Raw genomic sequence first — 13,292 nt, 5'->3', positions numbered from 1 at the left:
TGCGACAAAACAAAATCGCTGAATGAATGGTAGCTACTACAGGTGCTGCTTTTAATCCTAAATTACACAACCGCTAGTCAATTGCAAGTACTCCCTGACCCACAAAAAATGATTGACACGGATAAACTGCTAAGCAGGGAACTGCTCATAAAAAGGACGGCGCAGGTTGGTCTCATTGCCAATGGTATTGTGTACTCCTTGGTAGGTTTAATGACCTTTTTGGCGGCATTTGACTTTACCTACTGGCAGGGTGGCCGTTTCAAAGCCCTGGACTGGCTCTACCAGTTACCGTTGGGGGAAGGACTGTTAGGAATAATTACCGTCGGATTATTTTGCTATGCGTTCTGGCGCTTTATGCAGGGCCTGCTGGATACCGAAAAAAATGGTAAAAGCCTGATGGGCCTGGCCAATAGGGGCGCTTTCATGGTCACCGGATTTGTATACGTGGCCTTTGCATACTATGCTGCCAAGCTCACTTTTGGGATACGTACCTATAGATCAGAGCTAATAACCCGCGAAACGGTGGCCGGAAAATTACTCGAACAACCCTATGGCCGCTGGATGATTGCGGCTATAGCTCTGGGTACCATGGGGGTGGGTTTGTTTCAGATGTACCATGCGCTGTGGGGAGGGTATAGAAAGCACGTTCAGGAACGAAAACTGAGGGCGGAGAATCAGTTGCTGCTAATAAAAACCGGAAAATGGGGCTTTATGGGTGTGGGGGTAGTATGGATTATTATTGGGTATATGTTTTTAAAATCGGCCCTGAATTTTAACCCCCGGGAAGCCGGTGGCGATACTTCCGCTTTTTACTACATGGAGTACACCTACGGTTCACCAATATTGGGGCTGGTAGCCGTTGGCCTGCTTTGCTACGGCCTGTTTAACTTCGTGCGGGCCCGCTACGAATACATTAAGACCCCCGACTAAGCAGCCATTCTGCATGTTTGGAAACCTAGGCTTTTTCTTCCTTTCCACAGCTCGAAGTAGTCATTCTGCCAAAGTCCGGAGGAGCTAAATACGCTGGAATAGTTTTGGTAGTAGTAGGATGAGCAGGAAAAGTAACTGCTTCTGCGCATCCTTACAGGTACTTATCAGTCAGACCCAAAACAAACCATTTTCCCATGGCCAATACTACAATTAAAACGTCAATTACCACTCCCTCAAAAGACCAATGGATAGAAGGCGCTGCCCGCGTTGGCCTCACAGCCAAAGGCATCGTGTATACCCTGGTGGGAATCCTGACTTTTACGACCGCTTTTAAACTGAGCAATGCCGCCAAAAGCGGGAGCAAAGCGGACGTATTGCAATGGATTCAGGACCAGCCTTTTGGGCAAATTCTCCTGGGCCTTACGGCCCTGGGACTACTAGGTTATACTATATGGCGATTGATTGAAGCTATAAAAGATACTGAAAACAAAGGTACTGATGCCAAAGGTCTCGCCCAGCGGGCTGCTTACCTTTCCAGCGCGGTGGTATATGGCGCCCTTACTTTTTACGCCGCCAAAATGGTACTCGGTAATGGTGGGGATTCAGGGGGTGGCAACGACACCCGGCAGACCGTTGCCCAAAAACTGTTGGAACAACCCATGGGGCAGTGGCTGGTGGGGCTGGTGGCCGTAGGCACCATGGCCGTTGGGGCCTACCAGATTTACCGGGCCCTGTCTGAGAAATACCGAAAAAAAATTAAAGAGTCCCGTCTGGACAAAAATATAAAGCAACTGCTGATTAGCGCAGGTAAGCTGGGGTACATTGCCCGGGGAATAGTGTGGCTGATCATTGGGTACCTGTTTCTACAGGCGGCACTTCAATCTGATTCGAGTGAAGCCGGCGGTACTTCTTCTGCGTTTGGTTTCCTGGAAAAGGAGTACGGCTCATGGTTGTTGGGGGTAGTGGCCATTGGCCTGGTATGCTACGGCATGTTTACGTTTGTACGGGCCCGGTACCAACCCATCCATACCCGCTGACGTTTTCGGCGCGCTTCTGCATTCAGGTTTTTCCGGGTTTTCTGACCGTTGTTATTCCAGGAAAAGTACCTTTGTGGAAAGAAACAGAGCGTACTATGAGGTTTGACGATTACCGCATTGCCCCGGAAATAAAAAAAAGTCTGGAAAAAATGGGCTTCAAACGCCCAACGGATATTCAGTATAAGTCTATTCCCCCTATTTTAAAAGGTGAAGATGTATTGGCCATTGCCCAGACCGGAACCGGCAAAACGGCCGCTTTTGCCATTCCTGTTCTGCATCAGCTACACGAACGAAAAAAGGCGGACCGACCCGACGGGGTAAAGTGCCTGGTAATGGTACCTACCCGCGAGCTGGCCGCTCAGATTACCGCTGTTTTTGAACAGTTGGGACGCCACACCCGGGTTACCACCTACACCATCCACGGCGGAGTAGAGCAGGACCCCCAGATTAATCAGTTGGAAAAAGGGGTTGATATTCTGGTGGCTACGCCAGGAAGGATGTTTGACCTGGTAAGTCAGGGGCACCTACGGCTCCACCGGGTGGAAACCCTGATTCTGGACGAAGCCGACCACATGCTCGACCTGGGCTTTATTAAAGACATTCAGGATCTTATTAAACGCCTCCCCCGCAAGCGGCAAACGCTTTTCTTTTCGGCCACAATTGATGAAAAAATTAAAAAACTGGCCTACTCGCTCGTTCACAGCAGTGCCATCCGCATTCATATTTCACCCAATAATCCCGTAGCAAAAAATATCAACCATTCGGTGGCTTTTGTAGCCATGGATGATAAGCGGTTTTTTCTGGAACGGGTAATCAATGAAAATCCGGAAAGTAAAATACTGGTTTTTGTACGTACCAAAGTACGAGCCGAACGGGTACTTAACGCCCTGCAGCGCATGGGAATTGGGAGCCTGACCATCCACGGTGATAAAGAACAGCAAGACCGCACCAGGGCCATGAATGATTTCAGAACCGGGGAGGTAAAGGTACTAATTGCGACCGACGTCAGCGCCCGGGGTATTGATATTCCGCAGGTTGACTTTGTCGTAAACTACGACCTGCCCGAACAACCAGAAAACTACGTACACCGGGTCGGCCGCACGGGCCGGGGTACCCAGAAAGGACAAGCCGTTTCGTTCTGTAGCGCCGAAGAAAAAGAACTTTTAGCGCAAATAGAAGAATATATAGGGGGTTCAATAACTGTATTGGAAATAAATAAAACGGATTATGCCGAAACCCTGGATTTTACCAAAGATTCTACCTCCTACGATTTAAAGGCGCTGATGCGGGAAGCCGAAGAACAGGAAAACCGAAAAAAGAAGAAAAAGAAAAAGTAGTTTACCCCGCGCCTACTGCTGGTAAGGCACAGCCGAATACTCGGAGAAAAAACGGCTCAGGGCGTAATCCAGGGAAGGAAGCACAATTCCCTTTTCACTTTGTAGCACTGTGTAGTCAGGGCGTGGGGCAGAGAAAGGCATTTCACCCAAAGGGACGGCCTTAATCAGGGAAGTACCTTCTCCTTTTCGTTCTGCCACCTGCTCTGCCAGGGCCAGCCAGGAGGTCTGCCCCGAATTACATAGGTGCCAAATCCCCTCCTCTTCATCCAGTAACAGATCAAGGCTCGTGTTGACCAGGTCGGGCAGGTAGGTCGGTGACAGATATACTTCCTTAGGTACCTTGATTTCTTCCCCACTTTGAAGGTGGTTAAGTACCTGAACAATAAAATTCGAAGAATCCCAGGGCCCGAAGAGCGTACTGGTACGGACTACCAGCGAGGCCGGATTGTGCTGCAAAATAGACTGCTCGCCAAGCACCTTACTTTTCCCAAAGGTATTAAGGGGAGCGACCGGATCGCTTTCTACATAGGGGGCCTTTTTACTACCATCAAACACCAGGTCCGAGGAGAATGAAAGCAGTTTTATACCCAGTTTTTCACACCATTCGGCCAGGTACCCCGGTCCCTTGGCATTACATTCTATACAGTTATCTGCATCGGTTTCGGCCTGTTCTACCAGTACATAACCCGTAGCATTCACAACCGCCCAGGGGTCAAGTTGCTTAAGGACTTTTTTGAGTGCTTCCCGGTTGGTTATGTCCAGCTCGGCCCGACCCAATGCTTTGAAATAAATACCCCTGATAGTGCAAACCCGTACAAAGGCTTCTCCTAAGGTACCTGTTTTACCCAGGATCAGCAGAGGCCTGGTACGTACCTTTTTTTGGAGAGTCCGTAGACCGGGTTGGTCAGATCGTTGGTACAGAAATCTTTTTTCTGACTGCCACCAGCCCTCCCCTTCCAGAATCGGGTGCTGACAGCCCTCCTGGCAGATAAGTTGCGGTATAAGTCGGGCCAGGGCGGTGGGCTTTAGCTCATTTTCCATCAGCTTAAAAACCCCGGGTTCGTAGTCTCCCGGTGGATCGGTCAACAAGTTATTCCAGCCAAAAGAGCCTAACAAAGCCCAGGCAGTAATTGCTTGAATAGCTACGCCATCCTGTTTTAATTGGCAGGCGGTTTTCCACATACCAAAAAACCACCGGACCTGTTCTTCCCGGGTACAGTGCAAATGTACTTCAGTAACGGCCAGCGGCGACTGGTACCTTTCCCAGACTTCCCTGATCAGGGTATACGGCCCGGATGGTTCATCCAGCTGTACGCGTACTGCCTCCACATCGGCGTAGTTGTGCCGGCCGTTACCGCCGTGCGTATGCGCCGGATAAATTTCCAAGGCCTCGTCCAGGTACCGCTCCGAGGTGATATAGTAATTCAAACCAATGATATCCGGTGGGCAGGGCGAAGTGAGGAAGAAGTACAGGTCTTCTTCCCGGGCACCGGCCCATAGCAGGTACTCCCACAACGGATGCTGGGCGTTTACTTTTCCGGCTACCAGGTCAAAAGAAATCCAACGACGTTGGTTCTCAAAGTCGGCCTGGTAACGCAGCATGGCGGTGCTGTAGGTTTTGCCCAGGTCTTCGGTAAAAACCAACTGCGCCGCCGGATTAACCTGCCGAATGGCCTGCATAGCCATAACCGTCGCTTTACACTCGCTGACAAGTACCTTGACAAAATTGAAGTCATCGCGTCCATGGGGGTACCAATAACCGTACAAACCACAAAACCGCGCCGTAGTGAGCGGTTCATTGACAGGCGTATAGTAGCTAACCCACGGAAACTTCAACGCTACCTGCCGGGCATAGTCGGCTAGGCCATGCTCAAAGCTCCCGTCAAAGAAGTTGACATAATCAGGCCCACTGCCGTGGTGTACCAAACCTACAATGGGTTCAATCTGGTACTTCTGCAAACCAGCAAGTCTGCTCTCCGCAAAAGACCAGTCAATTTTACCTTCTTTTATTGGCTGGTGTTTTTCCCAAAGCACCGGATACCTGATTGTTTTTATACCTAAATCAGCTATCTGGTCCAGGTCAGAGTCGCGTGTGTAGTGCCCGGCGTATTCCAACTGGTCTACATACTGATTGCCGATTCGGTTAATCGTACACTCTATACCTCCCCAGATTTCTAATTCAGAATTTAACATCAATAAATTTCTTTCCTGAAAAAGCAATCCCTGATCCGGTCAACCATATTTTCAACGGTACTATCCCAGGAGTTATCAGCCAGAAAATCATCTACCCGCTCTAACCATTCCTCCTTATCAAAGTACTTGTTTAATATAGTTTCGGCTGCCGTGATAAACTCCTGTGGATTCTTCACAATTTTAACGAGTCCTTCTTCTCCGTAAGGGAATACTACATCCTGAATCGGCGTTGAAATAACCGGTATACCTGCGCTTAGGTACTCGGGCGTTTTGGTTGGGCTGATAAAACGGGTTGATTCGTTCAGTTGAAAGGGAACCAGGGCAATATCCCAGCTGGCCAGATAGTTGGGCAGTTCCTCATAGCACTTGCCGCCCAGGTAATGAATGTTGTCAAACCGGGGGAGCGATGCAGGGTCAATTTTGACTACTGGCCCAATCAGTACTATTTGCCATTCAGGTCGTTGGCGGGCTACCTCCTCGATTAGTTCCAAATCAAAACGCTCATCTATTACCCCATAAAATCCCAGCCGTGGTTGTGGAATGTTCACCTGGTCTGCGGGGGGCGTTATATTTCCGCGCGCCTTGCCAAAGTGAGCCTTGTCAATACTACTGGGAAAGGGGTATATGGTGTGGTGCTTATCCCGCTTGGCGTTGTAAAGGGACTGGCCCCCCGTAAACACGATGTTTGCTCTTTTCAGTAGCTCCTTTTCCAGTAACTGCAACTGAGTAGGGGCAAATTTAAAGGCAGCCAGCTCATCCATACAATCGTAAATGGTCAGGGCCGGCACATAATGGTGACTGAAGGTAAGTGCCATGGGGGTATAGTACCAAAAGGCAAAATCGGTGAGATCCTCCCCCATTAAAAATTTGTCAAGCAAGGTAGCCTGTTCCTTTACAATCTCGTCGTCGTTCATCCCCGGCACCAGGTGGGGCACTACTATGGTCAGATTGGTCGATCGCTGACAAAAACTGTAGTAAGGTACTTCGGCGTCAAATACTGGTTCTTCTATGAAATGTATATTAAAATGCCTGGAGAATCGGGTAAGTAAATGCTGGGGTCTCTGGAATACAAAATCCCATCTTAAATGTGAAAAACAGATAAGATTGTTCGGTAGCTGTACCTTCTTCTTTTTCGTGCTCACAGTCTCGCTGATACCGTAACCTGCTTTTTCATGTTGAATCATATATGTGTTCTCCTGTTTAAAATTCACATTTATAGTATTAAAGGTATGCCAGAATCAGCAGCGTGTCCTGGACATTTTTACAAACAGATACCGGCTAAAGTACTTTAAGTAACCACAGCATGGACAAAGTAACCAACAAACCTAAGCTAATACCTATAACTGCAGTTATTAGCTTAGGTTTGAAAGTATCCCCGGCAACTCATAACCAGAAAAGACCACCATGGTTTATGCTGAGAAAGATGCACAAGATGTAGCTAACACTACACAGGGGGGCGAAGTCGCGGGAAAGGCAGGAAATCAGTATTGAACTGGCTTAGCTCAAGAAAAATCAGGGAAAAGAACCGGTCCTGACCTTGAGTAAAAAACGACGTTTTTAAGCCAATAGTTACTTAGCAAAAACCGTGCAAAACTTATCAAAATGAAAGTATATTTTTTGTTTAAAAATAGTTTCACCTCTGAAAAAATGCCGGGCCTATAAATTTCCAATTATTGTCTTTCCGAAAGTGGCGTTTTAAGGTAAAGGAGGCACTTTCTCCTGGTCAAACCCCAATAATAACTTTGTTCCCAGCAACTTATTTACCAAAACTAGCTACTGAGAGCTTCGCCCTGCTCTAACCACCGCTTGGAGTTATGTACCCATTACTATACTTTTATTACCGAATTACATTGGTAAAACTGAAAGAACTTTCAGATACCTATTTTCAGTTTTTGTCAGCGTATTTCCTACTACACATACTATTTTTATCTATGAAAAAAGTCTACTATTTTGCCGCTTTCCTTTCCCTGATAACCGCCTGTTGTCTGGCCCAAAAACAAAGCCCCGAAGTCATCTCAGTACAGGGGGGTGTTGGCAAGTCTGCCACCATCATGCTGGAATGGACCCTCGGCGAGCTGGCTACCCAAAGTCTCTCCACGAACACTCACCTGTATACGCAGGGCTTTCACCAGCCGGTGCTCCAGGTGCAGGAACTACCAGAGCCTGGAACTGACCTGGTTGAAAATGCAATTCGGGTATATCCCAATCCAACGGCTTCGCTGGTTACTGTAAACTTGCCTAAAGATTTTAAAACTCCCGTTTCCCTTTTTCTGCTCAACAGCCAGGGACAGTTGTTAAAAGAGGAGGTCATTGTTGATAATGAGCTTTTTCAGCTAGACCTAGAACCCTACTCTGAAGGTACTTATCTGCTTCGTTTCAGCACAAGCGAAGGGCCTGCCCCAACTACATTTAAAATAATTAAAACGCACTAGAACTTTTACTTACTAACTTTTATGAAAAACCTTTACGCTACCCTGACCGTAGTCCTGGTACTACTGTGCCCAGCTCTTTATGCCCAGCATGTTCCTAGCGGCATGCAATACCAAGCAGTTGCCCGTGATTTAAAAGGCAACATTCTGGCCGACCAGGAAATTACCCTGAAAATTAACCTGACCAGTAATACGGCCAAGGCCACCACAGTGCAGTACAGTGAAACCCACAAAGCTACTACCAACAAGCTGGGATTATTTACCCTGGTAATCGGGGCAGGCCAGGTACAGCAAGGTACCTTCCGCGATATCCCCTGGAGTACTGAGGATATCTGGATGCAGATTGCCATTCAGGACCCGGGCAAAAGCGCCTTTTCTACCATCAGCAACAGTAAGCTACTGGCTGTTCCCTACGCATTTCATGCTATTTCGGCCGACCGGCTGAGCTCTAACAGTACCGCCCGGGAAGCTGCCACGCAGGCAGGGATACCTTCCCAGACCTGGTCGCTTTTTGGGAACATCAAATCTGACCCCAAGAAGGACAAGCTGGGTACTTCCGACTTCGTTGACCTGGTTCTGGTTACCAACAATCTGGATCGGCTACGAATTTCCGCCAATGGAGATATCAATATTAAAAACAGTCTGGATGTAGGTAAAGACCTGGGCGTAGGAAACGACCTGGATGTTGGTAATGATTTACGGGTTAAAAATGACGTTCACCTTAATACCGTTAGCGGGGCCACGATCAACAATGGCAATTTTACAGTTGCCAATGCCAAACCTACCTACCTTACCGGTATCCTGACCGTCGACAAGGCTGCCTTACTGAAAACCACTTTACAGGTAGACGGGATTACTAACCTTAACAGCGATTTGTACGTCAATAATATGAAACCCACTCTCCTGTCGGGTTTATTGTCGGTAGATAAGAATGCTACCTTCAAGGAATTTGTAAAAATTACCAACGCTAACCTGGGCTCAACCAGTATTAGTACAGGTGCCCTGGTGGTAGCCGGAGGCACGGGAATTGGTCAAAACCTATTCGTAGGTGGTACAGGTAACATTGCCGGAACGCTAGGCGTAACGGGTGCCACTGCCCTTAAAAGTACCCTGTCCGTAACAGATGCTACAATATTAAGCAATACATTGAATGTCACAGGGATTACGGCGCTTAACAGTAATTTAAACGTTACCGGACCTACCTCCCTCGACAACAACTTACAGGTACTTGGACAAACACGCCTGCTCAAGCAGGTAACCATATCAGCCAACGTACCAGGGGGAGATGAAAATTTTGGCGCTTACCCGCTTAGAGTGGAGGGCAGCAATCAGGGTATTGCTATTAGTATTAATGGGGAAAGGTCGGCCTCTAACAATTATGTTACTTTCTGGGACTCGAAAGGGGTTCAGGGACGTATTGAAGGTCAAAATTCCACTGACCTTTTAAAAGATCCAGAATACATACTCTTTACCGCTCTTGGCGCATCTGAATTGGCCATTGCTATTGGCAGCCAGGTAGCCGCTGCGGCATCGGCCAACGCCTGCGCGGGAGTTGGAGTCGTAGCTTGCCCCCCCATTGTTTCACTTAATGTACTGGCGGCACTTGAAATAGCGGAACAAGTCATTCGCTTTTCGGCTGAACAAGCATTTTTCCATGATAACTTAGGCGTGTCTTACCAGTCAGGCGGAGCCGATTATGCTGAGTGGTTACCCAAAAATATCCCTTCCGAATCCATTAACTACGGTGAAATAGTGGGTGTGGTAGGTGGAAAAATCTCAAAAAATACCCAGGGTGCCAAAAAATTCATGGTTGTTTCTCGCAATCCTATAGTACTTGGGAATGTAAAGGACGGGATGAACAAGGCAGAATCTGAAATGGTAGCCTTTATGGGCCAGGTACCGGTACGGGTTGCCGGTGCGGCTGCCATTGGTGATTATATTTTAACATCGGGAAGAAATGACGGTATGGGAATTGCAAAATCTCCTTCCTCCATGACCATTGATGATTTTGAAAATGTGGTAGGAATCGCCTGGTCTGCGTCAACTAACCCAGTAATGAATTTTATAAATACCGCCATTGGAATTAATACCAATGATTTGGTTCAGGTGGTTAAAAAGCAGGATATGGTTAACAGTAAGCAGCAACAGGAAATAGACCAGCTCAAATCTGAAATAGCGGAGATGAAACAACTGGTAGTGGATATTGCCAAGGGAAAAGACATTAAAATCCCTGACCTTACCACAAGACCACAAATCACAGACAACACCAAACCAACAACTGTTATTCCACCGGTGCAAGCTCCCGTTACCTACCGCACTGAACCGGTAATATCACTGGCCACCAACCAGATTAACGAGCAGTACCTAAGAGCGGCCTTCACCCTTTTAGAAGGAATCTATAAGAAAAACGGCATTGACATTAAAAATGTACCTGCCTTAAGAGAGCTATTTGAAAATCCTGCTTCACAAACAGAAGTATTCAAAAAGCTGAATGTTAAAATCAGTGAAATAAGCCCAATGGTACAAAGACTGAATTAGTACCATCGCTTTAGAAAGTAACAAAAGAAAAGCCGGCAGAAATTATTTCCTGCCGGTTTTTTCTTTTGTTACTAGATTTTCATGCTTAACGCAATCCGTTTACGCGCCAGGTCCACTTCCACTACCTTCACCGTAACGGCCTGCTGCAGCTTCACTACCTCGTTGGGATCTTTGATAAAGTGGTTGGCCATTTGGGAAACGTGTACCAGACCATCCTGCTTCACGCCCACGTCAACAAAGGCACCAAAGGCCGTGATATTGGTAACAATGCCGGGTAGTACCATCCCCTCCCGCAGGTCCTCGACCTTCCGTACACTCTTGTCAAATTCGAATTGCTGCATGGGCGGGCGCGGATCGCGGGAAGGTTTTTCCAGCTCTTTGAGAATATCCTGTAAAGTAGGCAGCCCCACGGTACTACTCACGTACCGGTTGAGGTCAATCTGCTTACGGAGTTCCGGCTTCTGCATCAGGTCTGGTACCGTTGCACCCAGGTCCCGGGCCATTTGCTCCACTATTTCGTAGCGCTCGGGATGTACCGCACTGTTGTCCAGTGGATTTTTGGGGTTTTCAATCCGGAGGAAACCGGCGCTTTGTTCAAACGCTTTGGCCCCCAGCCGGGGTACCTTTAGGAGTTGTTGCCTTGATTTGAAATTACCGTTGGCGGCCCGGTACTCCACTATATTCTGCGCCAGTGCCGGTCCCAGCCCCGATACGTAGCGAAGCAGGTGCTTACTGGCCGTATTCAGATTTACACCTACCTGGTTTACGCAGCTTTCTACGGCGGTATCCAGAGCATCTTTTAACGCCCCCTGATCCACGTCGTGCTGGTACTGCCCTACCCCAATGGCCTTGGGGTCTATCTTGACCAGCTCGGCCAGGGGGTCCATGAGCCGCCGACCAATGGAGATCGCACCGCGCACGGTTACGTCTTTTTGTGGAAACTCTTCGCGGGCTACGTCCGAGGCGGAGTAAATAGATGCCCCCTGCTCACTGACCATAAAAATGGGTCCGGGTTCGGGAAGTACTTTCTTTAGAAAATCCTCCGTCTCGCGTCCGGCGGTACCATTACCTACCGCATAGGCTTCTATTTTATATTTTTCCGAAAGGGTACGCAGCGAATTCTGGGCCTCAGCGGGCTTGTCAAAAGGGTAAATAACGGTATCTGCCAGCAGGGAACCCCGCTCGTCAAGTACTACCACCTTACAGCCGGTACGGTAGCCGGGGTCAATGGCCAGTACCCGCTTTTGCCCCAGCGGCGAAGCCAGCAGCAGCTGGCGCAGATTATCCGTAAAAATCTGAATGGCGTAGCGGTCGGCCTTTTCTTTCGCCAGTTTGGAAAACTCCGTTTCAATACCTGGTTTCAGCAATCGCTTGTAGCTATCCTTCACCGCCAGTTGGATCTGCTCCTGACTGCCCGACAGCCCCCGGACGAACTGGCGGCTGAGGTTGCTGATAGCCTGCTCCTCGTCGGGCGCTATATCCAGGCTGAGGATTCCTTCCTCTTCCCCCCGCCGAATGGCCAGCAACCGGTGCGAAGGTATTCGGGAAAGGGGCTCCGAAAAATCGAAATAGTCGCGGTACTTGGCTCCTTCCTCCTCTTTCTTCTTTTTTACTTTAGAGGTAATTACCGCTCCCCGTTCAAAAGCGTTTCTTACTTTATTGCGGGCATCGGGGTTTTCACTAATCCACTCCGCCATGATGTCGCGGGCACCCTGTAGGGCTTCGTCCACCGTGGGTACCTGATCAGTGAGGTAGGCGGCGGCCCGACGTTCAGCATCGGCTTCTTTACCCCCGAAAAGCGCCTGTGCCAGAGGTTCCAGCCCTTTTTCGATGGCCATAGTGGCGCGGGTCTTACGCTTGGGTTTGTAGGGCAGGTACAGGTCTTCCAGCTCGGTAAGGGTAAATACATTTTCCAGTTGTTTTCGTAGCTCCGGCGTTAGCTTTCCCTGCTCCCCTATACTTTTCAGGATGGCTTCACGCCTTTTTTCGACCTCCTGTTGTTTTTGATAAGTTTCTTTTACGGCACCAATCTGTACTTCATCCAGTCCGCCGGTGGCTTCCTTGCGGTAGCGGGAAATAAAAGGTACAGTAGCTCCTTCGTCAAAAAGTTGTATGGTATTTCGGACCTGTCGCTCCGATACGCTGGTTTGTTTCGCTATAAGGGCAATATTCATTTTAATAGCTTTAGGTAGTAAGTTTTCAGGTGTAGCTTCTACTACTTCTACCATGCTGACTCCTTTCAGATACAGCTAATAGCAGAAGTAAGTAGCGGTTTGCCCTTTAACCATTTCAGGTAAGGGTTACAAAAAAAGGGAGAGAAACGGTCCCGAACAAGGGAAGGGGCAGGTACCTGATTACATTCGTAATTATTCAGAGAACCATAATTAGAGTAAATCTATATTCAAGTGATATTTTTTCCCCGCTAGCGTATTTGGATTTCATTGCATATTTTTATCTCTTCCTCCTTACTATCTACTTTATGAAAAAAATTTTACTATTTCTTTTCCTCTTGGCCTCCGGTTCAATTCATGCTCAGACCTTAGATAGTCTCTCTTTTGAAGAATCGGTGAAACGAACTACCACAGACAAAGAGTCGAAACTTTATTATCCTCTTCTTTTACAGAAGCTTAATACAAATAACCTTTCTGACCAAGATTATTTTTATCTATACTATGGTCAGATATATGTGGAGTGGTCCAATTAAGGTTTACAGTCAACTCTCTTGTTTAGAATAATATTCCTGTTCAAATATCAATGGGCATTGGTAGCCCAAAGACGAATGCCGACGAATACAATTATAATACATTTCAATATATTCAAAGATTTCC

Annotated in this window: 10 protein-coding genes; 6 read left to right on the top strand and 4 right to left on the bottom strand. The window is 47.8% G+C overall.

Annotated features, from left to right (window positions below; translation table 11 throughout):
- Positions 1-81 precede the first annotated feature (81 nt).
- The 3 genes from VGN67_RS02060 to VGN67_RS02050 all read left to right on the top strand — a co-directional run bounded on the left by VGN67_RS02060 (position 82) and on the right by VGN67_RS02050 (position 3,304).
- Positions 82-930, top strand: coding sequence for a DUF1206 domain-containing protein (locus VGN67_RS02060; RefSeq protein ID WP_327485102.1), 849 nt, complete (start codon positions 82-84; stop codon positions 928-930).
- Between the two features lie 194 nt (positions 931-1,124).
- Complete coding sequence (locus VGN67_RS02055) at positions 1,125-1,967, top strand: DUF1206 domain-containing protein (RefSeq protein ID WP_327485101.1); 843 nt, start codon at positions 1,125-1,127, stop codon at positions 1,965-1,967.
- Between the two features lie 95 nt (positions 1,968-2,062).
- Positions 2,063-3,304 carry a DEAD/DEAH box helicase gene (locus VGN67_RS02050; RefSeq protein WP_327485100.1) on the top strand — a complete coding sequence of 414 codons (1,242 nt, stop codon included), beginning with the start codon at positions 2,063-2,065 and terminating at the stop codon, positions 3,302-3,304.
- A 12-nt stretch (positions 3,305-3,316) separates the two neighbouring features.
- Here VGN67_RS02050 and VGN67_RS02045 read toward each other — a convergent pair whose 3' ends face one another.
- Together VGN67_RS02045 and VGN67_RS02040 are read right to left on the bottom strand one after the other, a co-directional pair.
- On the bottom strand, positions 3,317-5,497 hold the full coding sequence (locus VGN67_RS02045) for a family 1 glycosylhydrolase (protein ID WP_327485099.1): 2,181 nt from the start codon (positions 5,495-5,497) through the stop codon (positions 3,317-3,319).
- A complete protein-coding gene (locus tag VGN67_RS02040) occupies positions 5,497-6,681 on the bottom strand; it encodes a glycosyltransferase (RefSeq protein WP_327485098.1) in 1,185 nt (394 codons plus the stop codon). Before VGN67_RS02040 ends, VGN67_RS02045 begins: the two co-directional genes overlap by 1 nt.
- A 747-nt stretch (positions 6,682-7,428) precedes the next feature.
- Here VGN67_RS02040 and VGN67_RS02035 point away from each other — a divergent pair.
- On the top strand, positions 7,429-7,929 hold the full coding sequence (locus tag VGN67_RS02035; protein WP_327485097.1) for a T9SS type A sorting domain-containing protein: 501 nt from the start codon (positions 7,429-7,431) through the stop codon (positions 7,927-7,929).
- 21 nt (positions 7,930-7,950) lie between these two features.
- A complete protein-coding gene (locus VGN67_RS02030; protein ID WP_327485096.1) occupies positions 7,951-10,464 on the top strand; it encodes a hypothetical protein in 2,514 nt (837 codons plus the stop codon).
- Positions 10,465-10,535: 71 nt separating this feature from the next.
- Here VGN67_RS02030 and VGN67_RS02025 read toward each other — a convergent pair whose 3' ends face one another.
- Positions 10,536-12,638, bottom strand: a complete 2,103-nt coding sequence (locus tag VGN67_RS02025; protein WP_327485095.1) for a Tex family protein — start codon at positions 12,636-12,638, stop codon at positions 10,536-10,538.
- Between the two features lie 305 nt (positions 12,639-12,943).
- On the opposite strand from VGN67_RS02025, the gene VGN67_RS24465 reads away from it, so the two are divergent.
- Positions 12,944-13,168 carry a DUF4919 domain-containing protein gene (locus VGN67_RS24465; protein ID WP_414717279.1) on the top strand — a complete coding sequence of 75 codons (225 nt, stop codon included), beginning with the start codon at positions 12,944-12,946 and terminating at the stop codon, positions 13,166-13,168.
- A gap of 9 nt (positions 13,169-13,177) precedes the next feature.
- On the opposite strand, the gene VGN67_RS02020 is transcribed toward VGN67_RS24465, so the two are convergent.
- A complete protein-coding gene (locus tag VGN67_RS02020; RefSeq protein WP_414717282.1) occupies positions 13,178-13,288 on the bottom strand; it encodes a hypothetical protein in 111 nt (36 codons plus the stop codon).
- Between the last annotated feature and the right edge of the window lie 4 nt (positions 13,289-13,292).

The organism is Telluribacter sp., from assembly GCF_035998675.1.
GTDB lineage: Bacteria > Bacteroidota > Bacteroidia > Cytophagales > Spirosomataceae > Telluribacter.
This window is presented reverse-complemented; position numbering and strand designations above follow the sequence as displayed.